The 20,381-nt window shown below is 53.1% G+C and carries 22 protein-coding genes; 8 read left to right on the top strand and 14 right to left on the bottom strand.

From position 1 onward, the window contains the following. The first annotated feature begins 114 nt into the window (after positions 1-114). The 3 genes from NST96_RS06300 (at position 115) to NST96_RS06290 (ending at position 2,629) form a co-directional block, all read left to right on the top strand. Positions 115-798 carry a zinc metallopeptidase gene (locus NST96_RS06300; protein ID WP_024984694.1) on the top strand — a complete coding sequence of 228 codons (684 nt, stop codon included), beginning with the start codon at positions 115-117 and terminating at the stop codon, positions 796-798. 140 nt (positions 799-938) lie between these two features. After that, positions 939-1,769 carry a pyrroline-5-carboxylate reductase dimerization domain-containing protein gene (locus NST96_RS06295; RefSeq protein ID WP_227278020.1) on the top strand — a complete coding sequence of 277 codons (831 nt, stop codon included), beginning with the start codon at positions 939-941 and terminating at the stop codon, positions 1,767-1,769. After that, the gene (locus NST96_RS06290; RefSeq protein ID WP_251256009.1) at positions 1,769-2,629 is read left to right on the top strand and encodes an NAD(P)-dependent oxidoreductase; all 861 of its coding nucleotides are present in this window, start codon (positions 1,769-1,771) and stop codon (positions 2,627-2,629) included. Before NST96_RS06295 ends, NST96_RS06290 begins: the two co-directional genes overlap by 1 nt. Before the next feature lie 61 nt (positions 2,630-2,690). Here NST96_RS06290 and ltrA read toward each other — a convergent pair whose 3' ends face one another. The 8 genes from ltrA to fabL form a co-directional block, all read right to left on the bottom strand. Beyond that, positions 2,691-3,956: a group II intron reverse transcriptase/maturase gene (gene ltrA / locus NST96_RS06285; protein WP_024985202.1), complete on the bottom strand. Its 1,266-nt coding sequence runs from the start codon at positions 3,954-3,956 to the stop codon at positions 2,691-2,693. A 615-nt stretch (positions 3,957-4,571) separates the two neighbouring features. Continuing rightward, the gene (locus tag NST96_RS06280) at positions 4,572-4,802 is read right to left on the bottom strand and encodes a hypothetical protein (protein WP_003391591.1); all 231 of its coding nucleotides are present in this window, start codon (positions 4,800-4,802) and stop codon (positions 4,572-4,574) included. Between the two features lie 49 nt (positions 4,803-4,851). Next, positions 4,852-6,138, bottom strand: a complete 1,287-nt coding sequence (locus NST96_RS06275) for an MFS transporter (protein WP_024984697.1) — start codon at positions 6,136-6,138, stop codon at positions 4,852-4,854. 138 nt (positions 6,139-6,276) lie between these two features. Beyond that, the gene (locus NST96_RS06270) at positions 6,277-7,485 is read right to left on the bottom strand and encodes an MFS transporter (RefSeq protein ID WP_003391587.1); all 1,209 of its coding nucleotides are present in this window, start codon (positions 7,483-7,485) and stop codon (positions 6,277-6,279) included. 20 nt (positions 7,486-7,505) lie between these two features. Continuing rightward, positions 7,506-9,290, bottom strand: a complete 1,785-nt coding sequence (locus tag NST96_RS06265) for an ABC transporter ATP-binding protein (protein ID WP_024984698.1) — start codon at positions 9,288-9,290, stop codon at positions 7,506-7,508. 128 nt (positions 9,291-9,418) lie between these two features. Next, a complete protein-coding gene (locus NST96_RS06260) occupies positions 9,419-9,955 on the bottom strand; it encodes a DUF402 domain-containing protein (RefSeq protein WP_003391584.1) in 537 nt (178 codons plus the stop codon). Positions 9,956-10,002: 47 nt separating this feature from the next. Further along, positions 10,003-10,416 (bottom strand): GNAT family N-acetyltransferase, encoded by a 414-nt coding sequence (locus NST96_RS06255; RefSeq protein ID WP_251247237.1) that lies wholly within the window; start codon positions 10,414-10,416, stop codon positions 10,003-10,005. Between the two features lie 126 nt (positions 10,417-10,542). After that, positions 10,543-11,301 (bottom strand): enoyl-[acyl-carrier-protein] reductase FabL, encoded by a 759-nt coding sequence (gene fabL / locus NST96_RS06250; protein WP_024984700.1) that lies wholly within the window; start codon positions 11,299-11,301, stop codon positions 10,543-10,545. 194 nt (positions 11,302-11,495) lie between these two features. Here fabL and NST96_RS06245 point away from each other — a divergent pair, with 194 nt between their 5' ends. Next, positions 11,496-11,720 carry a hypothetical protein gene (locus NST96_RS06245; RefSeq protein WP_003391578.1) on the top strand — a complete coding sequence of 75 codons (225 nt, stop codon included), beginning with the start codon at positions 11,496-11,498 and terminating at the stop codon, positions 11,718-11,720. A gap of 198 nt (positions 11,721-11,918) precedes the next feature. Here NST96_RS06245 and NST96_RS06240 read toward each other — a convergent pair whose 3' ends face one another. Next, positions 11,919-13,886 (bottom strand): methyl-accepting chemotaxis protein, encoded by a 1,968-nt coding sequence (locus tag NST96_RS06240; protein ID WP_342405791.1) that lies wholly within the window; start codon positions 13,884-13,886, stop codon positions 11,919-11,921. Between the two features lie 513 nt (positions 13,887-14,399). On the opposite strand from NST96_RS06240, the gene NST96_RS06235 reads away from it, so the two are divergent. Beyond that, on the top strand, positions 14,400-14,555 hold the full coding sequence (locus NST96_RS06235) for a hypothetical protein (protein WP_170208397.1): 156 nt from the start codon (positions 14,400-14,402) through the stop codon (positions 14,553-14,555). A 134-nt stretch (positions 14,556-14,689) separates the two neighbouring features. Continuing rightward, positions 14,690-14,848 (top strand): YrzI family small protein, encoded by a 159-nt coding sequence (locus tag NST96_RS06230; protein WP_003391572.1) that lies wholly within the window; start codon positions 14,690-14,692, stop codon positions 14,846-14,848. Between the two features lie 27 nt (positions 14,849-14,875). On the opposite strand, the gene mutY is transcribed toward NST96_RS06230, so the two are convergent. Next, entirely contained in the window at positions 14,876-15,988 is a 1,113-nt protein-coding gene (gene mutY / locus NST96_RS06225; RefSeq protein ID WP_024984701.1) for an A/G-specific adenine glycosylase, read from the bottom strand. A gap of 24 nt (positions 15,989-16,012) precedes the next feature. After that, on the bottom strand, positions 16,013-16,303 hold the full coding sequence (locus tag NST96_RS06220) for an MFS transporter (protein ID WP_024984702.1): 291 nt from the start codon (positions 16,301-16,303) through the stop codon (positions 16,013-16,015). A 212-nt stretch (positions 16,304-16,515) separates the two neighbouring features. Between NST96_RS06220 and NST96_RS06215 the strand changes: the two genes are divergently transcribed. Further along, positions 16,516-17,517, top strand: a complete 1,002-nt coding sequence (locus NST96_RS06215; protein WP_003391566.1) for a metal-dependent hydrolase — start codon at positions 16,516-16,518, stop codon at positions 17,515-17,517. Positions 17,518-17,661: 144 nt separating this feature from the next. Next, positions 17,662-18,207 (top strand): pyridoxamine 5'-phosphate oxidase family protein, encoded by a 546-nt coding sequence (locus NST96_RS06210; RefSeq protein WP_003391564.1) that lies wholly within the window; start codon positions 17,662-17,664, stop codon positions 18,205-18,207. Positions 18,208-18,340: 133 nt separating this feature from the next. Here NST96_RS06210 and NST96_RS06205 read toward each other — a convergent pair whose 3' ends face one another. The 3 genes from NST96_RS06205 to NST96_RS06195 form a co-directional block, all read right to left on the bottom strand. Next, entirely contained in the window at positions 18,341-18,796 is a 456-nt protein-coding gene (locus tag NST96_RS06205; RefSeq protein ID WP_024984703.1) for a carboxymuconolactone decarboxylase family protein, read from the bottom strand. A gap of 86 nt (positions 18,797-18,882) precedes the next feature. Continuing rightward, positions 18,883-19,674 (bottom strand): class III extradiol ring-cleavage dioxygenase, encoded by a 792-nt coding sequence (locus NST96_RS06200; RefSeq protein WP_327985803.1) that lies wholly within the window; start codon positions 19,672-19,674, stop codon positions 18,883-18,885. A gap of 155 nt (positions 19,675-19,829) precedes the next feature. Beyond that, positions 19,830-20,306, bottom strand: coding sequence for a DUF3221 domain-containing protein (locus NST96_RS06195; protein ID WP_227278023.1), 477 nt, complete (start codon positions 20,304-20,306; stop codon positions 19,830-19,832). Positions 20,307-20,381: the final 75 nt, after the last annotated feature.

Raw genomic sequence — 20,381 nt, 5'->3', positions numbered from 1 at the left:
AAAAATGAAACTAGCGCCCGCCATAATCGTAGATGTAGGTAATGGGCACAATAGATGGATGCTTTTATTCATGGAAAAATTCATTATGAGAAAATGAGGAGTGATCACTTCATGCTGTTGTTTCACCCCATGGATTTCCTGATTTTCATTGCCTTTGGTCTTTCGCTGTGGGCCCAGTTCCGCGTGAAGGGGACCTTCAACCGCTTTGCGGATGTGCCCGCATCCTCTGGTCTGACTGGGGCCGAGGCTGCCCGCCGAATGCTGGACGAAAACGGCTTGACCAATGTCCCTGTCGAACACATTCCCGGTACGCTTACCGACCATTACGACCCGATTTCCCGTGTCGTTCGTCTGTCCGATCCGGTATATATGGGCAATTCGATATCCGCTATCTCGGTCGCCTGCCACGAGGTAGGCCATGCGGTCCAACATAAGGTGTCCTATCCGATGCTGGTTGCCCGCCATCGCATTTTCCCTGTCGTCAACCTGGTATCCGGCGTTGCGCCTCTGCTGCTGTTGGCCGGCTTCTTTTTCAAGGCTGCCAATCTGCTGCTTCTGGGGATTTTGTTCTTCTCCGCAGCAGTAGCCTTCCAGCTGATCACACTGCCGGTGGAATTCAACGCCAGCAGCCGCGCGAAAACGATGATGGTGAAAATGGGCTTCATCCGCAACAACGAAGAAAGCGGCGTAAACAAGGTCCTCGGTGCCGCAGCCCTCACTTATGTGGCGGCAGCTCTGATCTCTGTTCTGGAACTGGTCAAGTACGTCATGATCTTTACCAACACGAGAGAGGAATAACCAGCGCTTTGACTTGACGCCTATGACGCGTTAGGCTTTGACCGTTGCGATCATTCACTCAAGGTACAGCTCCCTTTTTCGGGACTGTACCTTTTTCATTCCCGATTTGTTAGGATAGGATTGGAAGGAAGGGAAGCAAAATGGTCATCGGAATTATCGGATTAGGAAACATTGGGCAAATGCTCGTCAAAGGTCTGTCCAGGAGCCGGGTTGTCTCCCCCAGCGATATGATCGTCTTTAACCGCAGCCGGGATAAGGCCGCGGAATTGCAGCGGCTTTATCCGTTTGAGCTCGCCGCTACCGCCCAGGAGACAGCAGACAAGGCAGACATGCTGTTCATTTGTACCAAGCCTCTCGATGTGCTGCCCGTCCTGCGGGAGCTGACTCTCCCTGCAAGGCTGCATCTCGTCTCCGTAGCTGCCGGCGTCAGCCTGCAAGACCTGGAGACGGTACATAGCGGCCCTGTCAGCAAGGTAATCCCGACTGTCACCTCGGAAGAGCTCCGCGGGGTGTCCCTGTTTGCAAGCAACCGCCTGGTGAACGATACGCAGCGAGATAGCCTGCGGCTCCTGCTCGACGCACTCGGCACGGCTAAAGAGGTTTCCGAGGAAAGCATCGAGACCGCGACAATCCTGACAAGCAGCGCTCCCGGGCTGATCGCGGGCATACTGGAAGCCTTCGCACAAGCCGCGGTGAGGACATCCCCTGAGCTTGGGATTGATACCGCACGGCGGATGCTGACAGAAACACTGGCCGGCACCTCTCTGTTGCTGAAAGGCCAGGAGCTTGGATTTGACCAGCTCATTGAGAGAGTCGCTACAAAAGGCGGCATTACCGAGGAAGGTCTCGCTGTTTTGGGGCGGACGCTGCCGCAAGCTTTTGACGACCTTTTTGCAATGACAAGCGAGAAGCACGCCTTGTTAAAACAGAAAGTACAGGCACAAATTATCGATCGCAAAGGAGAACAGTGATGAAAGTCGGATGGATTGGACTTGGCAACATGGGCATTCCGATGGCGAGCAATCTGCTGACGGCCGGGTATGACGTTTGTGTATGGAACCGGACTCCCGCAAAGGCAAAGCCGCTTGTGAGCCTTGGGGCTGTCATCGCCGAGTCGATGGAGAAATTAGTAGAGAATTGCGACATCATTTTTACGATGGTAAGTGACGACGATGCCGTTCGATCCATTTATACAGGAGCTGGCGGATTGCTGTCTGCCGCTGTCCGGGGCAAGCTGGCTGTGGACATGAGCACCGTTTCGCCGGAGACCTCCCGTTTTCTCGCACAGAAATGCCGGGAAGCCGGTCTGCGTTTTCTCGATGCACCCGTTTCCGGCAGTGTGGGGCCAGCAAAGGAAGGAAAGCTCGTCATCATGGCAGGAGGAGAGCAGCAGGATTTTGAGCAAGCGAAGCCTATGCTGGACAAGCTGGGAAAAACGGCTCTTCACCTCGGACCGAACGGAGCCGGAACCTCGGCCAAGCTGGCGATCAATCTGCTGCTTGGCATTACTGTGCAGGGCGTGGCGGAAACGCTGCTGTTCGCACGTGGAATGGGCATCACTACCGAACAGATGCTGACGATCATCTCCGAGAGCGCTGTCGGAACGCCGCTCATACGCGGGAAGGCCGCTTCCATTTTGGCCGATGACTATCCGGCTGCTTTCGCTTTGAAGCACATGGCCAAAGATTTGCGCCTGGCACGCGAGGCGGGAGTCTCTTCCCCTCTGGCAGAGTCTGTTGCAGCCAGCTACCGGACCGCACTGGAGGAAGGCATGGGGGATCTCGATCTGATGGCGATCCTCCGTTTTCTCGATCCGGAGAAAATCGAGTAGGAGGGGGCGACTAACCCCCGTCCTCTCACACCACCGTACGTACCGTTCGGTATACGGCGGTTCACCAAGCTTGACGAATTTGAGAATATCGTTGCACTAAGCTTTTCAGCCCTTGTTGTTGCCAGTAGGCAATGCCGAGGGCTTTGTGTATATGCGGAGATTTTGTGGTACGCCATGCACCCTTGCGGGTATTTGCAATTTCAATGGCTTTTACGTGAGATATGCCAAGAGAACGAAGTTCTCGATATCTGGTTCTCACGCGTTTCCACTGCATCCACAAACAAAGACGGAGCCTGCGCCTTGTCCATTCCTCAATGGATTGTAGAATGCCCTTCGCGTCTGCAAGGGCGAAATATCCAATCCAGCCCATGAGGTACTGATTTATTCTTTCAATCCGCTTCTCCATCGAGATGCTCCACACCGGATTCGTGATCGTGCGGATTTTCTCTTTTAGCTTGAGGAGGGATTTGGGGTGGATGCGAATCCTTGTCTGTTTTGCAAAGGTAAAACTAAAGCCCAAGAATTTTCGTTTCCATGGTCGGTCTATCGCGCTTTTCTCCTCATTTACTTTTAGCCTTAGTACCTTCTCCAAGTGGTTTTGAATACTCTTCTTTACTCGTTCCCCTGCCCGTTTTGTTTTCACGTAGATATTACAATCGTCTGCGTAGCGGCAGAAACGGTGGCCTCTCTTTTCGAGTTCCTTGTCCAAATCATCAAGTAGGATATTTGCCAAAAGTGGGCTTAACGGCCCACCTTGCGGTGTTCCTTCACTTGATGTTGTACAGACGCCATTTATCATGATCCCCGCATTCAAGTAGGAACGAATCAGTCTTAAAATTCTCTTGTCCTGAACTTTTCGAGCCACACGGCTCATTAGAATATCATGATTTACGCGATCAAAGAATTTCTCTAGATCGATGTCCACCACGAAACGATATCCTTCGGAGATATACGCTTGCGCTTTCCTTACTGCCATGTGAGCGCTACGTTTTGGACGGAACCCATAGCTAGATTCCGAGAAGGTGGGGTCGAAGATCGGCGTTAACACTTGGAGGATGGCCTGCTGAATAAAGCGGTCTACCACGGTGGGAATGCCTAATAACCTTACACCACCGTCAGGTTTCGGGATTTCGACTCTGCGAACAGGTGAAGGTCTATAGGTTCCCCTTTCCATCTTCTCGCGGATGGCTTGCCAGTGTTCACGTAGATAATCGCGTAGTTGTTCGGTTGAAACACCATCGACTCCACCGACACCTTTGTTTTCCTCCACTCGTTGGAGTGCCATCCGTAAGTTTTCCCGTGATAAGACTTTTTCCAGCAAATCCATAATGATGTTCCTTCCTTCGCACATGCGGACTCCGTGCTTGCTGTACGATACTCAGCCCTCTTTTGTACCCTCGGGGCTTCACCCCTGCTCTTCAAAAGTAGTTCCTTGACAGAATTCTGCTTCGACGTACCGTATCAAAAGACATGGATCGCATGCTGACTTGATGTTCGGCCCTTCCCCATTCAAGCGTCCTCTACTCGGGTACTATGGCCTCTGCTGACTTCTGCATGTTCAGCGTCTCCTTACGGAGACGGTTACCAACAGTTGAAGGCGTTTCATGCAGACCTCCCCAGGTAAGAACGATAACTTTCATCCCATGTACCTGCCCAAGTTTACTACTGTATCCCTTGGCTGTATGGGGCTTTGTCTTGTTTGGCAGACTCGCCCGGATACAACAGCCTCAAATTGGGTTCGTGTACCTCAGGTCGGGATTTTGCCGCCGGCTTCCTTCAGATTCGACCTCGCGGTCGACACCCTTGCCTTGAGCTAACGGTTGGTACAGCCAACCCCCGTTCGGGACTTTCACCCTATAGCTATCGCCCATGCTGGGCGCACCAAGAAAAGGCCCTTTAGGACAAGGGCCTATTAAACAAGGGCCAACTAGCAACGGTTCCATCAAGTCAACACGCTGGAGACAAGTAGCAGGAGAACAAGGAGAAAGAATGCAGCGAGAAAGGAATAGCCAAAGACTCTCAGCCATTTCGGCATGGAGCGCATATCCACTGGCTTTGGCGGTCCCCCTCCTTCTGCTGCCTGGGCCTGTTCCAGCAGCGGATTGACAGGCTGATCAGCTATCGGGGGATTGCCTGCAGGCTGACTCTCATGTATTTTGGTCTTTCCCGTCATCCAGACTCACTCCCTTAAAAAAAAGCTGGGGCAAACACCTCAGCTTTTTCTATTTTTCACTCCATTCGGCTTGAGCGGAAAATGCTCCATTTCTTCGCAGCTTTATTCCGACAACAGCCGATGTGCCGAGCAGGACAAAGGCGAGTATATATACGGAGCGGACACCGGCCAAATCGGCAAGTCCCCCCATGATCAGTACGGATAAACCAAACGTAACCGAGTCCAATGTTCCCTTGGCTGACAGTACGAGCGGCAGGGAAGCAGGCGGAGACGCTTCCTGCAGCATCGTTTGCTTGGCTACCTGCTGGAGCTGGTAAAAAGGGCCGAGGGCAAAGGACAAAAGAAGCGCACTCCACGCCCATGTGCCAAGACCGAACAAAAGCGTGATCAGCCCGGAGAACAGCGTGCCTGTCAGAACAGCAGCCAGGAGCCGGGTGCGCATGCGATCAGCGCAAGCCAGCACTACAGCTCCGCCAGCGACCGAGCCCAGCATGTAGGCAGCATTGATGTATCCCCACCACTCTTCGCCTCTCCCAAGTACCGTATGAACGTAAGGAAGCAGGATGGCGGCCATCCAGACGGCTCCTGCCAAGCCTTCCAGCACTTCCATCTGCACGAGCAGCCGCAGCGGCCGCTGATTTGTGATCAGACGCCAGCCAGTCGTCCAGGACTGGGCTGCGTTATCATGCTCTTGCACAGCGCCTTTCAACGCTTTGTCGGGGTTGTCGGGTGTGGTGGCGGTGGATTTGTCGACGCTTTTTCCAAGCGGCCAAACCGCAAGCGTAGCTGCCACATAGGCAAAAAACGTTCCCCACAGCACATGCGCATATCCGAGCATAGCCACCAGCAATCCGCCAGCCGCCCAACCGGCAAACTGCAGCGTCTGGTCAGAGGTCGCCATCAGTCCATTCGCCCTTACCAGGCCGTCGCGCGGCACCAATGACGGAACCATGGCATTTCGCGCAGGGGAAGCCCAGCCGTCCAAAAAGGCGTTGGCAAAGACAAAGCCAAAAACAAGGAGCAATTTTCCCGTACCGAGCTGCTGGTCCGCCGCACTTGCATAACTGAGAAACAACGCGAGCAGGCCGAGCAGTATCGTTTTCAACCCTTGCGAAGCAAGCAAGGCCCCAGCCAGCGTGACCCGCCTGAAGAGCAGCGGCGCGAGCAATCCGCTGAGCGTTTGTGCCGCGACAAAGAGAATCGGGACAGCCCCCGTGTAAAGAGCCGATTGGGTCGAGACGTACACGGCTGATACGACTGCCACCACGTAAAATACATCGCCAAGATTGGCCAAAGACTGCCCGGAAAACAGCAGCCAATACCGTTTTGTGAACATGACAAATAAACCTCCTGTCGGTCTTCCAAACAAATTATGCTTTTGATAGCTTCTGTTTGGGTGAACAAGCCGACAAGAGGTTTACAATGGAGGAATACTCCTTTCACGAACAGTGTTATGTAAATCAATCTTACTTGATCAGGTCCCTTCCTGCAAGACTTCCTTTTTCCGGAAAAAGCTGAAGTATACCCAGCCTGCATTGATGAGCAAAAACGCACTGGTCATCCAGAAAACGCCGTTGATGCTCACGTAGCCCGCCATAAAGCCGCCGATCATCGGCCCCAGCATGCTTCCGATGCTGACAAAGCTGTTATTGTATCCGTAGACCCGGCTGACCATATGAGTCGGGGTGGCACGGCGGAGCAAGGCATTGACCGATGGGAGCAGTCCTCCGAGCGACAAGCCCAAAAGGAAGCGCAGCAGCACCAATTGCCATACGGCGGTGACAAAGCCTTGAGGGATGAACAACAGTCCGGCAACCAGCAAGCAGCCGAGCAGCACTTTTTGCGAGCCGAATCGGTCGCCAAAACGGCCCAAACGAGGAGCTGCCAGCACATTTGCCGTTCCCATCGCGGCTTGGACGATCCCCGCCCAGAGGGCTACGTTGCCCGCACTGCCCAAGAGAATACCGATGTAGACTGGCAGGATGGGGATGATGCTAAAGAGAGCAAACTGAATCATGACCGTCACAAAAAACAGAACAGGGAGCTTCTTGGATGAAAAAATCATGCGAAAATCATCGCGCAGACTGGTCCGCTCCTTTTCTTCCGGCGGAACGAACGTCTCTTTTACCGTAAAGGTGATCACGAGTGTAGCCAGTAAAAGCAGGGAGCCTGTAACGACAAATATCATCCGAAACCCGATACGTGGTTCCAAAAGCCCGCCAAACAGCGGACCCATGATGGACCCTGCTGTAATAAAGGATTGCAGAAGTCCCTGAGCCCAGCCAATCTGCTCCTTCGGCGTTGAAGAAGCGACGAGGGCGGTACTCGCCGGGATAATACCGCCAACCATCCCGTTCAACAGCCTGAGGCCAAGCAGCATCCACAGGGAGTTGGCAAAGCCAGTCGCTGCGATAATGATGGACATGAAATAGCCGGAGCGCAAAATCATGATTTTGCGCCCGTACTTGTCAGCCAGATTGCCCCAGATCGGAGAAACGAGACCAGCCGTCAAAAAGTTGGCGCCAAAAATGACTCCTGCCCAGGCAGTCACTTCATGAGGGTCTTCGACGCCAAAATCCTGTTGGATGTACAACGGCAAAAACGGCATGATCATGCTCATTCCCATCATCACGACAAAAAGAGCCCCGCACAGTACGTATAAGTTGCGTCGCCAAGATTCCATTGGCGCTTCCCCCCTCCTTCTTACAAGGCCGGCTGCTGCTCGCCGGGAGTGCCCAGATCCTGCACGTGCCACAGATTGTGATACACGCCTTTTTGCTCCAGCAGCTCTTCGTGGCGACCCTGTTCCACAATTCGTCCTTCTTTCATCACGACGATCTTGTCCGCGTGGGTGATCGTCGACAATCTGTGCGCCACAATGATTGTCGTCCGTCCATTAGTCAGGCGGGCGAGCGACTCCTGGATCATATGCTCCGACTCCAGATCGAGCGCCGAAGTCGCTTCATCCAGGATGAGAATGCCCGGGTCCCGCAAAAAGACGCGGGCTATCGCGATCCGCTGCTTTTGCCCCCCGGACAGCTTTACACCACGCTCGCCAAGCTCCGTGTCATAGCCCTCCGGCAGGTCCATGATAAAGTCATGCGCATTGGCAGCCTTGGCCGCTTCGATCACGGCTTCCTCCGTTGCATCCGGATTGCCCATCATGATATTTATGCGTGCCGATTCGCTGAACAAAATATTGTCCTGCAGCACCATGCCGATATGGCTGCGCAGGTTTTGCTGCTTGACGTCCCGAATGTCGACGCCGTCAACGGTAATGCGCCCTTCCGTCACATCCCAGAAGCGGGGCAGCAGGCTGATCAAGGAAGACTTGCCTCCCCCCGACATCCCGACGATGGCTACTGTTTCGCCAGGCCGAATCGTCAGGTTTATCTTTTCCAGCACCAGCGGCCCTTCATCCCGATAGCGAAACGAAACGTCTTCAAAGCGAACCTCCCCGCGAATTCTGCCTGTCTCCGGATTGACGGGGAGTACGCCAGCATCGGGTTTGTCTGTAATATCATAGGATTCATCAATAAATTCAAACATCCGGTCCATCGAAGCCACGGCTTGCGTCAATGTCGTCGAGGAGTTCACGAGACGGCGCAGCGGTGTATAGAGACGGTCCAGGTATGCGTAAAAAGCGACCAGTGTCCCGATCGACATCGTGCCGTTGATGACCTGATAGCCCGCATAAGAAATGACGAGCAGCGGGGCGATATCCGTAATCGTGTTGACAACGGCAAACGTATTTGCATTCCAGCGTGTCAGCGCCAGCGCCTTCTTCAGAAAATGATCGTTCTCTTTGGCAAACTGTTTGTTTTCATGCTCTTCGAGAGCAAAGCTCCGAATCATCGACATCCCGTTGATCCGCTCGTGCAGATGGCCTTGCAGATGAGCCAGCGCTGCCGATCTTTCCCGCGTCAACTGACGCAGCCTTTTGTAGAAATACTTGACGGAAAATCCGTACAGCGGGAAAACGAGGATGGACACTACCGTCAACTCCGCGTCCATGTAAATCATCACCCCGAGCGTCATCCCGATGGTGATCAGATCCAGCCACAGATTCATCAAGCCCGTATCGATAAAGCTCTTCGTCGACTCGACGTCGTTTATGACCCGCGAAATGACCTCGCCCGTCTTGTGATTGTTGTAATAGCGCATCGACAGTCGCTGCAGGTGATCAAACAGCTGGTTGCGGATGTCAAACAAAATGCGGCTGGACACCCATTGGGCAAAGTACTGACGATAGTATTCCACAGGGGCGCGGATTACAGTAAAAACGAGAAACGCTCCTGCCATCAGCCAAAACAGATGTGTCAGCTTTTCCGACTGGGGCATCGGACTGGGCAATAGATCGTCGATTACATACTTGATGATCAGCGGCAGGAGCAACGGTATGGAAAACTTGATGATGCCGATAAAAATCGTCCCGATAATTTGCTTGGCATACGGCTTTACATACTTCATGTAGCGACGGATACTCAAAGCCCGTTCCTCCTTTTACATGCTCCGTCTAATCGAAAACCTGCCGGATTTTATTTTTGCCATTCATAGAAAACCCGAAAGCAGGCCGCCAAACAAGGAAATCCCTCCCCCGTCAATCGGGAAAGGGATTATTCCTCGTCCTCACGCACCAAAAGGTAGCGCTCATACCAGCGTTGGACAAATCCGTTTTGAAAAGGGCCTCGTCTCAGACGCACCCATTCCAGCACCTCCCGCAATGCGCTTTGTACGCGCTCAACGACTACAGGCGGATAATTCATCTGCTTGCCGTGCAAGAGAAACTCCTCTTCGTCGAGAATCGTGTACGTCATATCGGGAAACACCTTTACGTCCAGATCGTAATCGATGTAGCTCAAGAGATTCCCCTTCAGGCTAAACGGGGAACCGATGTTGCAATAGTAGTAAATCCCATCGTCCCGAATCATGGCGATGGTATTAAACCACTGCCCGCGACCAAACGTGCAGATTGCCGGCTCACGTGTACGCCACTCCCGGCCGTCAGACTCTGTCACTTTTACTCGATCGTTGCCGCCAATCACTACTGCATCACTGGTGTGGATTAGTGTCGTCTTATCCCAGATGCGATGCAGGGAGTGGTCGTGTTTATAGCTTTCAATGCGGATAATGGAGCCCGGAGCTGGCGACATGACCCTCCCCTTTCTTCTCTTCTCTATCTGAATGGGGACAGCCTCCCTTAGGAAGAGAGCTTTTTGGAAAGTGTAACATATTTTTGCATCTCATAGCCAAGTGAATGATAAAAAGGAAGTACTTCAGGATTGCCTTGATTCACCATAATCAGGACGCGATTGACCCCACGCTGTTTGAAGCGCTTCTCGATCGCCTCCACCAGTTTCCGGCCTATACCTGCACCCTGCAAGCGGGGGAGAACTGCCAAACGGTAAAAATAAGCCCGTGTCCCGTCAATGGTACCGACAACCACACCGACCACTTCACCCTCTTTTTCTGCTACCATTACCAGATCGCTGTCCCATGCAAGCTGCTTGGCCAGATCATTCAGCGACTCTGTTTCTTGTTCCTCCAAACCGGTTTCTTGCCAAATGCGAGTAATTGCGGAATAGTCACCGAGCCGAAACGGACGAATCAGCATAAGTTGCCTCCTTCGATGCCTTCTTTTTCTATTGTACACCAAAAAGGACAAGTTTGTCTCCGTATGAAGATGCAAAAGAGGGGTGGAGGCTTGCTTGCCTTCCGATCCCCTCTGGCTTTTTTTGAATTATGTCAGCAGAGAAATGCCTCCATCGACAATCAGGGTTTGTCCCCGAACCATCGATGCTTTGTCGGAAAGAAGGAACATGACCGCATTGGCCAGGTCCTCCGGTTCCACGATCCGTCCCGCAGGCGTGCGCTTTGCAGAATCCGCGAGAAGTTCCTCCCGGTTAGGGAAATGGCGCAGCGCGTCCGTATCAACCGCACCGCCCGACACTGCGTTTACGACAATGTTGTGCGGCGCCAATTCTACTGCGAGATAGCGGGTGAGCGCCTCGACAGCCGCTTTGGATACGCCCACCGAAGTATAATTGTCCAGAACGCGGATCGAACCCAGGCTGGAAAGGCTGACGATCTTTCCGCCTTCGCCGGTCTTGATCATCAATTTCGCCGCTTCCTGGGCGCAGAACAGAAGCGCTTTGCTGTTGATATCCATCGTCCAGTCCCAGTGGCTCTCCTCCAGCTCCATCAAAGGACGCAGCACCCCGGAGGCTGCATTGTTCACAAATACATCGAGACGGCCAAATTCACGGTCGATTTCCGCAAACAGCTCTTTGATTTTTTCTACATCCCCGACATTGGCTTTGACCAAATGGACGCGAACCCCTTTTGCCTCCAGCTCTGCTGCCGCTTCCCGGGCGGCGGAACGGTTCCGCAAATAGTTCAAGACGAGATCATAGCCCTGTTCGGCGAGCTGCAATGCAATCGCTTTGCCGATCCCGCGCGTTCCCCCTGTCACCAGTGCCACCTTTTTTGTTGTATTCATAAGGTTACCCTCCTGCTACACCAACTATTAATATCAGGTACTAAATATTTCGTACTTATTATACATCTCCGCTTTGGCAATTGCCACCCGTCAAAAGACATAACGACAGAAGCCCGCTCCGTCCGGGATGGAAACGAGTCAGGTCAGCCATACTACGATAAGAACGGTTTGAGCGGAAAGGGGACTGTATTTCTATGTATATTGGCCGAGATTTGTCCGAATTAACGATGACATCGCTGGACGACTGGGAGTTGAATGAATTGCTTTACTACCACCACTCGATGTCGCAGTTGGCTGCCTATCTGAACGCAGAAGGAACCTCCATGCACGCCAAAATCATCAAAGAGCTGGAATCCCGAGGTCCTGTCGGCGGAGACGGCGGAGGCTGGGATCATTCTTCTGCCCCCATTTACGACTAAACGAAGGGAGGTCAGTTTCAGTGAAAACCAGGAACCGACAGCTCGGCGCCATTATTGCGATCGTCGCTTTCAGTCTCGCGGCAATGATCGGCTTGATTTTCATGTTTTGGGTCTAAACCTGGCGCCCGTGCAGCAGCTAAAGCTTTTCGGCTGGCAGCAAGCAGAAAAGGCCGAGGAATCCCCGGCCCTGCATCTTTTTTATGTCTGAAAGCGGGCGACCTGCTCCTGCAGATGAGCCGCCATTTTCTCCAGTTCCACCGCAGACGAGGCGATTTCCTCCATGGATGCGAGCTGTTCCTCCGCTGCTGCAGACACGCTTTGTGTACCCTCCGAGCTGAGCAGAGACAGCTCCGCTATACTGCGAATGGATTCGCTTACCTGACGGGTACGGGCGGACATGCGCTGGGTCGCTTCGGAAACCTCGCCGATTTGTTTTGCCACTTCCCCGACAGATATACGGATTTGGTCAAAGGACTGTCCAGCAATGGAAACCTTCTCGATCCCGGCAGTCACCTCTTCACGGCTTCGCTTCATCACTTCGACGGCTGTTTGCGTCTCTGACTGGATTGACTGGATCAGCATGGCGATTTGCTGGGCGGAATCCGAGGACTGTTCCGCCAGTTTGCGGACCTCATCAGCCACGACGGAAAAACCGCGTCCAGACTCGCCTGCCCGTGCCGCCTCAATCGCAGCGTTCAAGGCGAGCAGGTTCGTTTGCTTGGCAATATTGGCGATCAGCTCCACGATGCTGCCGATTGCCTGGGAACGGCCGCCCAAGCTCTGTATCACTTCAGCCAAGTCCTGAATGCTTTGATTGGAGGCTTTCATCTGCAGAACAGCTTCCTGAACCGATTGATCGCCCTCGCTGGCAAGCCGGGCTGTTTGCCGGGCGGCAGAGAACACCTGGCTCGCATAGCTGGCAATTTGGTCGATCCCTTGTGCAAGCTGCTCCGAAGCTTCCGAGCTTTTCTGTGTGTGCTGCACCTGCTGGTCCCCTCCGACGGCCATCTCCTGGATTGTCGTGGCGATCTGCTCCGTTGCCTTGCTCGTCTGGTCTGCACTGGCTGACAGCTCCTCTGCAGACGAAGCCAATTGCTCTACCGAATGTTTGATCGTGGCAAGCAATGTTCGCAACGATTGCGCCATGTGGTTAAAACTGTGGCCAAGCTTGCCGAATTCGTCTTCGGCTTCAACGGTTACCTGCTGGGAAATGTCTCCCTGACCCATGCGTTCTGCTGCTGCAGTCAAGCGCTTGAGTGCGCCAAGCATCCTTCTTAAAATGACAAAGACGAGCACGCTCCCGAGAGCCAGCGCCATTGCCGTAATCCACAGCGTCTTCTGAAAAATCGGGCTGGCTACCCGATCGGCCTCTGCCTGATACATCAGCCCCATCAGCTTCCAGCCAGTTTGACGGTTCGTCACATAAACAGCACCTGCCGACTCCCCAGCGTCGGCAAGATCAAACCGCCCCGTCTCTTCCGCATACAAGGAGTCCATCCACGGCTCCTTGTTTTCCTCCTCTGGCTTGAGTGAAGGATGGACGAGAATGCGGCGGGCTTTGTCATAAATGGCGACGTATCCCGTCTCGCCGATCTTCGCTTGCTTGACAGTCTCCTCCAAAGTACCGAGGTGCAAATCCATCCCGATTACACCCGAGCGGTCTGTCAGAGCCTGTGCAATACCGACGACGATGCTGCCTGATGCCGCATCTACATACGGATCGATGATAATCGGCTCATTCGGATTTGCCATGGCCGCCTGATACCAGGGCCTCGTTCGCGGATCGTATCCATCCGGCAGCTTCGTATCCGATCCCATCAGCATAATGCCGGTCTTTGTCCCGATGTATATCTCGCCCACCTCCTTATGGGTGGAAAGAAAGCTTTTTAATCGTTGCTTCAGAGCGGCAAGCTGGCCGGGTGCCAGTTGACTTTCCCCTGTTGTCTCGGCAAAGAAATGAATCGACTGCTCTTGTGCCGTAAGCATTCGCTCAAGCAGCTCGTCAACCAGCCGCACGTTTTCGTGAGCTGCGCTCAGCAGCTGCTCTGCGAGCTGTTCCTTTGCGCTCTGATACGATAGCAGTCCCAGTACGAGTGTCGGGATCATCAGTATCGCTGCAAATGTCGCTATCAATTTCGTTCTGACCGATGTCTTCCTCTTCCGCAATGGCGAACGCCCCTTTGTCTCTTTTGTCCTCTTCTATCTACCCTTTTCGTTGAAATGAAAAACTGGATAAAAATACTAATTACCTCCATATATTTTGTAAGCATATATAAAAAATTTGATCTGACTGAAATTGCTGAATTTGTTGTCAGAATTTATTTTCTTTTATTTTTTTGGCAAAAAGTCCTTTACAATGAGAAAAATTTGCCATATTCTAAGAGTACGATTTTTATCAACCATTTTAAGGAAGGAGGCAAACAACATGATGATGGTAACTATCGCAGCACTCGATCTAGCATTGGTTTCCAAAACTTCATATGACAGCGCCTCCTGGACGAACGAATCGTAGCATTGTAAGAACTGCGTTTCTTACTCATATCCTATTCGTTGCATACCAGACCGCAGGCGTTGTAGCTTGTGGTCTTTTTGATTCCCGTTTTCTTCGTTACAAAGACCGTAGGCCCTGGCCCGCGGTCTTTTTATATCCATTTTCCCCTTGAGAGGAGGTGATTCGAGATGGTAGTCAACTTTTTGTTCTTCACGATCAAAATCGAGCGTAACAACGCTGCACAGCGCATGGCTGAGTACAACTGTGAACGCTACTTGCAAGAACGCGCAGACGCGCAAGCGATGCAAGCTGCCCAGTACCCTGATTTTGCGATTCGCGGGTAAGACTTTGAAAGGATAATCAAGGAGGGATGTCAGATGAGAAATAAAATTCGCCGTCAGAAAATGAGATTCACAGGAGTCAAATCGATAGAAGGCGGCTGACTGACTATATTCGTCCCTGTAGGAGGGGTAGCACCATGTATATTCCAATGATTTTCTTCAGCATTATCATCGAGAAGCGTGTATTGTCTCCAGAGGAAGTCGAGGCGCGTTACCAGCAGGAGCAATTCATCCGGGAATGGGAAGAGAAGCGCTTGCTTCAGGCGGCCCAGTTCCCTGAATACTGCCGCTGGTAAGCCATAAATAGCGAAAAAAAGCGACCATCAGCGGTCGCTTTTTAGCTTTTCCACAATTTTTTGATGGGCAACAGGGAGCGCGAGGGACGAGATCTCTTCCAGGGTAACAAAACGGGCATCGGAAGGGAGCTCCCCTCCGTCAATCCAGTCGCAAAGCCATACCTCCATGTTCCAATGCAGATGCGAGAACGTATGCTGCACCTCCATCAATGGCTCAAGCACCTCCGCATCCTGGCCAAAACGGCTGCTCAAGCCATCCAGCAGTGTTTGCTGCTTGACTGACGGCGCGTCTGCATCGGTTTCCACCATCGGAAACTGCCACATCCCGGCAAGCAGCCCCTGCTCCGGCCGCCTGTTCATCAATACGCGATCCCCGTGCCGGACAACGGCTACCTGCAGATTGACGGGGCGCGGCGGTTTCGCCTTGCCTTTTACCGGCAGTTCTTCCTGGACGCCTTCGCGACGGGCCAGACAGTAATCAAACACCGGGCACGTCAAGCACTGCGGAGTCCTCGGCACACACACAAGCGCGCCCAGCTCCATTAGCGCCTGATTGAAATCTCCCGCTCTGCCTTCGGGTATGACCTGTCTGACGAGATGCTCGACTTTTATCCGCGTTGCCGGTTTGGCAATGTCATCGGTCATGAGCAGCAGACGCGAAAAAACGCGCATGACATTGCCGTCCACGGCCGGCTCCGGTTTTTCGTAGGCGATACTGAGAATCGCGCCCGCCGTATACGGACCGATTCCTTTCAGTGTCGCGATTTCTTCGGGCTTGTCCGGCACGACGCCGCCGTAGCGGGTCTTGACCTCCCGGGCAGCGCTTTGCAAATTGCGGGCACGCGAGTAATACCCCAGCCCTTCCCATGCCTTCAGCACCTCTTCCTCAGGTGCGTCGGCCAAAGCCTCTACGGTCGGGAACTTTTCCATAAAGTTTTGGTAATACGGTTTTACCGTTTCGACTCTCGTTTGCTGCAGCATGATTTCCGAAACCCAGATCCGGTACGGGTCCCGATTGATTCGCCAGGGGAGATCACGCTTCTGGCCGTCGTACCAGGCCAACAGATCGCGTGAGAATCCAAAAACATGAAATTCCTCGGGTAGTGTATACGTCAATGCTTTTTTTTGCTTTCCTGCCATACTTGTCTGCACAAACTCCTTTTCTCACGCCAATTGGACAGGCTGAAACGCCCATACGTGCAATTTGGCTGCCCCTCCCGCTATACAGGCGCAGAAGTCCTGATCGGCAAGTCGCCATGCTTTTATCGCTTCGTATTGTTCGACACTCTCTACATGAAAGGCTTCGACGTACAAACCGGGCTGGTCATAACCTTCCCAGCAGCGGTATTCACGCGCTCCCTTCTCGCCGATTCTGTCCGGCATTTCTGCCAACAGGCGAAGATACTGGTCGCGCATGGATTCTTCGATTTTGTATTCGATGAAAACGATGAGCACGTTGTCCCTCTCCTTTCCGGTCCCTTTCATCATACCTGCCCATTTCCAAAGGAACAAGGATACTTTTTTTCAGCCGAAAAGGGAATTTTCCCATCTAACACGCTATAATAACTGATAAGAAACCTCAATGGAGGCACTCTCAAGATGCGCTACCGCGTTTGATGCGGCAACATATTTTTGCCCGAACGAAAAGGAGGGAGCATCCGCACCTCATGGATACTGCAACGCACTTTGCAATGGGCTTCGGCTTGGCCGGTCTCGCCCATCTTGATCCTGTCGTGGCTTCGACACCGGGATTGGCAGAGGCGGTCATGATCGGAACCGTCATCGGTTCACAAGCACCTGACTTGGATGGATTCACCCGTATTCGAGGAAGTGCCGCTTACATCCGCCACCACCGTGGAGTCTCTCACTCCATTCCGGCGCTGTCTATCTGGACAGCCGCGGTCTTCGCCCTCGTGCAGGCCATTTCCCCGCAAGTTCATTGGCTGCACCTGCTCGGCTGGATTTTTGTCGCTGTCTGTCTCCACGTATTCGTCGATCTGTTTAACGCCTACGGAACAAAAGGGTTGTATCCGTTTCACAACAAGTGGATCGCCTGGAATGTCATTTTTATTTTCGATCCGTTTATCTTCGCCGCCCATGTGACCGGCCTGATGCTGTGGGGCGCGGGGGCTGATCCGGGACATGTTTTCTTATGGGTGTATCTGTCGCTTATTCCGTATTACTTCTGGCGCTGGCAAGTGAACAAACGAACGACCGAAGCGGTTCGCGCATACATCGGCAAAGCGGGAACCTACACAGTCATTCCTACGCTCTCCTGGAATCAGTGGACGTTTGTCGTCCAGACAAATCAGCATTGGTACGTCGGGGAAGTCCACGGCGGCGAGGTCAGTATCCTGGATGTTTTCACCATCAAGCCGGAGAATGAACTGATTGCCGTCGCCAAGACTGACAAGAAGGTACAGGCGTTTCTTTCCTTTGTGCGTCATGCGCATGTCGAGACCAGAAAGCAGCCGTTTGGCTACGAAGTAAGATGGTTTGATCTGCGTTATCGGGCCAGGTATTCCGGAAAAAGCCATTATATGTTCGTAGCCGTGGTCTATTTGGATAACGATATGAATATCCGCGACTCGTTCGTGGGCTGGATTCACCGCGGGGAAGAGCAGCTTGCCAAAAAGCTCGATCCGGACAAAGAAATTCAAATGGGATAATCGTCAAGCAAAGCGCTTGCTCTCGGGCAGGCGCTTTTTATTTGCCCAATCTGACCCGATGCAAAAAGAATAAATTGACCCTTTCCGAAAGGTCAGAATCCTCCTATCATGGACGTACATCCTACATCGAACGGAGGAGATCCTTTGTTTCCCATCCGCTATTCCAAACGCACAGTTACTGATCAAGACCAAATCGATGCCTTTCTCACGCAAGCCAGGATCGGCCACCTCGGTCTGACTGACGGAGAAGAGCCTTATGTCGTTCCGCTGAATTTTAGCTGGCTAAACGGCAATATCTACTTTCACGGAGCAGATTCCGGCAGAAAAGTCGAGATGATCGCCAAAAACGCCCGCGTCTGTTTTAGCGTTTGCGACGAATACGGAACGATCGCTGATCCGGTGCCGGCTCTCACCGACACAGCCTACATGAGTGCCATGGTTTTCGGCAAGGTGGAGCGGGTCGAGGAGCCGGAAGAAATGCGCGATGCCCTGCAAGCCATGCTGGACAAATACGTTCCCGGCTACTACCCGGAGCCGCTTTCCTTGCAGCATGTAGTGAAGTACCGCTCTTCGATGGGAAGCGTCGCAGCCGTTTTTCGGATCAAACCCGATGCGATCACCGCGAAAGGAAATCCGCTGCCGGAGAAGAATGCCTTTTATCCCGGCCGTACCCGGCAGATGGATGTGTAAACAACACCTCTACATCAAAAAGACACGTCTGATCCCCGCGGGCCGCGACCTGTAAGCTCGGTCGCCGCACACTGCAGGACAGCGTGTCTTTTTTGTCATTCATAAACATCTATCGCGTAGGGCGATTCATCCATTACCGTACCGGCAAGTCAGCAGGGGCGCTCATTCCGGTAGCAATCGCCAACCGGTTCCAGGAGTTGATCGTGTTGATAGCCATCAGCAGGGAGACGGTTTCCTCCTCGCTGAAATGCTTCTGTACGTTCTGGAACACCGCTTCCGGAACGCCCTCTTTTGCGATCAGCGTAACGGCTTCCGTCAGAGCCAGTGCCGCCCGCTCTGCTTCGGTGTACACATCCGCTTCTCTCCAGGCATTGAGCAGATAGAGGCGCTGCTCAGTCTCGCCGTTTTCTCTCGCTTCACGAGTGTGCATGTCAAGGCAGTATGCGCAGCCGTTCAACTGGGACGCCCGCGTTTTCACCAGCTCCAGAAGCTTGTGGTCCAACCCGCTGCTGCGGACGAATTTCTCCATTTGCAGCATTGTTTGGAAAGCCTGGGGATTTGCCTTGCGATATTCCATTCTCGGTTTCATTGCCATCGATCCTCTCTCTTGTGATTTCTCGTTCGTACTTGAAACGAGAAACCCCTCGAGTTTGTGACCGGTTTTTCGAGATTTTTTTATTTCGCCCCAAATTTCCAGATGACATGGCTGAGGCTGCCATAGCGAAAGCTGATATGCTCCCTGGCTGCCGTTCGGTCTTCATCGGCAGCGCCCATCGCATAGAGCAGGGGAACAAAATGCTCGCTTCCGTGCAAAGGAACAGCCTGCCGGGCATACGGAGCAAGCGTATCGTAGCGGAACAAGGACTCCAGATCCCAAGCCTCGATCCTGTCCCGCAGCCATTCTTCAAACGCAACGGCCCACTCGTCTCCCTCCTCCGTATCGGAGCGCATACTCATGTAGGCAAAATTGTGTACCGTTCCTCCGCTGCCGATGATCAAGACACCGTCCTCGCGGAAAGCTTGCAGGGCTTTGCCAATCGCATACTGCTCTTCCGCTGAAAGCTGCGGATTGACCGAGAGCGAGACGACTGGAATATCTGCTTCCGGGTACATCATCCGCAAGACGACCCATGCCCCGTGATCCAGCCCGCGGACCGGCTCGGCCGTTGCCGGAATGTTTGCCTCTGCGAAAATGCGCAATGCCTCGGCAGCCAGAGCGGGATCGCCTTTGGCCGGGTACTGAATTTCATACAGCTCACGAGGAAAGCCGCCAAAATCGTGGATGGTAGCGTTGAGCTTTGTCGTCCCGACAGCCTGAACGCGGCTCTCCCAGTGGGCGGAAAAAATCAGGATGGCCCTCGGACGAGGCAGTTCCTCCCCCAGTTGCTTCAGTGCTTCCGTATATTGATTCCGCTCAATCGCAAGCAGCGGCGCTCCATGAGCGAGGAAAAGCGATGGCATTTTCATGGTGCAAGACACCTTCCTTTTGTACACTTAATTACCTTTAGTAAGTATTATATCTCATTCCTTCCATACTTTCTATCCTTTCCTTTGCAGGCCGCTCTCCGACAGAGACCAAGTGTCAAATCGATCAACTGTCCCGGCATGTTTGATTTGCTTTTCTATTCCACGATGACGATCATCCCTGCGGTCGCCTGTACGGGGTAGGATTCGGCGACAGGCCCGTCGAAAGAAACCTCCACCCTGGTTCCCTCCCGCAAGTCATCCAATGTCGCCGGCACGAGCGAATCCCCTTGCTTTTTCAGCAGCTCCGGCGACTTTCGGAGAGAGACAGAGGCTTTATCATAGGGCGTTTTGCCGCTTTGGGAATCCGCCTCAACCATGATCGCGACAATCCCGGTCGGCTGAGCCGGATCGATACCATTGGGAGTGTCCTTGCTCGATACAGACGCGCTCGGATCTGCTGATTGATCCGGCTGCCCCCCGATCGGTCCGGTGATGACAGCGGTGACGGTTCCTGCGATGTCGATTTGCTTTTCTGCCTGCGGCGACTCGCCTGGCAGCATTTTGCCCGCAGCAACCACTGAACCCACCACCACCAGCAATAGCCCCAGCGCAATCCCTACCTGCTTCAACATTTTATCCACGGTGATCAACCACCCTTTTCGCTTATTTTTTCTATTCCTATGGCTAAGACGATGGCAGTTGACGTT

The sequence above is a fragment of the Brevibacillus sp. FSL K6-2834 genome, from assembly GCF_038592925.1.
Classification (GTDB): Bacteria; Bacillota; Bacilli; order Brevibacillales; family Brevibacillaceae; genus Brevibacillus; species Brevibacillus borstelensis.
This window is presented reverse-complemented; position numbering and strand designations above follow the sequence as displayed.

Excerpts from the sequence above, each read along its gene's own strand:
- NST96_RS06295 (WP_227278020.1), top strand. The coding sequence starts at position 939 with ATGGTCATCGGAATTATCGGATTAGGAAACATTGGGCAAATGCTCGTC.
- NST96_RS06290 (WP_251256009.1), top strand. The coding sequence starts at position 1,769 with ATGAAAGTCGGATGGATTGGACTTGGCAACATGGGCATTCCGATGGCG.
- ltrA (WP_024985202.1), bottom strand. The coding sequence starts at position 3,956 with ATGGATTTGCTGGAAAAAGTCTTATCACGGGAAAACTTACGGATGGCA.
- NST96_RS06280 (WP_003391591.1), bottom strand. The coding sequence starts at position 4,802 with ATGACGGGAAAGACCAAAATACATGAGAGTCAGCCTGCAGGCAATCCC.
- NST96_RS06275 (WP_024984697.1), bottom strand. The coding sequence starts at position 6,138 with ATGTTCACAAAACGGTATTGGCTGCTGTTTTCCGGGCAGTCTTTGGCC.
- NST96_RS06270 (WP_003391587.1), bottom strand. The coding sequence starts at position 7,485 with ATGGAATCTTGGCGACGCAACTTATACGTACTGTGCGGGGCTCTTTTT.
- NST96_RS06260 (WP_003391584.1), bottom strand. The coding sequence starts at position 9,955 with ATGTCGCCAGCTCCGGGCTCCATTATCCGCATTGAAAGCTATAAACAC.
- NST96_RS06255 (WP_251247237.1), bottom strand. The coding sequence starts at position 10,416 with ATGCTGATTCGTCCGTTTCGGCTCGGTGACTATTCCGCAATTACTCGC.
- fabL (WP_024984700.1), bottom strand. The coding sequence starts at position 11,301 with ATGAATACAACAAAAAAGGTGGCACTGGTGACAGGGGGAACGCGCGGG.
- NST96_RS06245 (WP_003391578.1), top strand. The coding sequence starts at position 11,496 with ATGTATATTGGCCGAGATTTGTCCGAATTAACGATGACATCGCTGGAC.
- NST96_RS06235 (WP_170208397.1), top strand. The coding sequence starts at position 14,400 with ATGGTAGTCAACTTTTTGTTCTTCACGATCAAAATCGAGCGTAACAAC.
- NST96_RS06230 (WP_003391572.1), top strand. The coding sequence starts at position 14,690 with ATGTATATTCCAATGATTTTCTTCAGCATTATCATCGAGAAGCGTGTA.
- mutY (WP_024984701.1), bottom strand. The coding sequence starts at position 15,988 with ATGGCAGGAAAGCAAAAAAAAGCATTGACGTATACACTACCCGAGGAA.
- NST96_RS06215 (WP_003391566.1), top strand. The coding sequence starts at position 16,516 with ATGGATACTGCAACGCACTTTGCAATGGGCTTCGGCTTGGCCGGTCTC.
- NST96_RS06205 (WP_024984703.1), bottom strand. The coding sequence starts at position 18,796 with ATGAAACCGAGAATGGAATATCGCAAGGCAAATCCCCAGGCTTTCCAA.
- NST96_RS06200 (WP_327985803.1), bottom strand. The coding sequence starts at position 19,674 with ATGAAAATGCCATCGCTTTTCCTCGCTCATGGAGCGCCGCTGCTTGCG.
- NST96_RS06195 (WP_227278023.1), bottom strand. The coding sequence starts at position 20,306 with ATGTTGAAGCAGGTAGGGATTGCGCTGGGGCTATTGCTGGTGGTGGTG.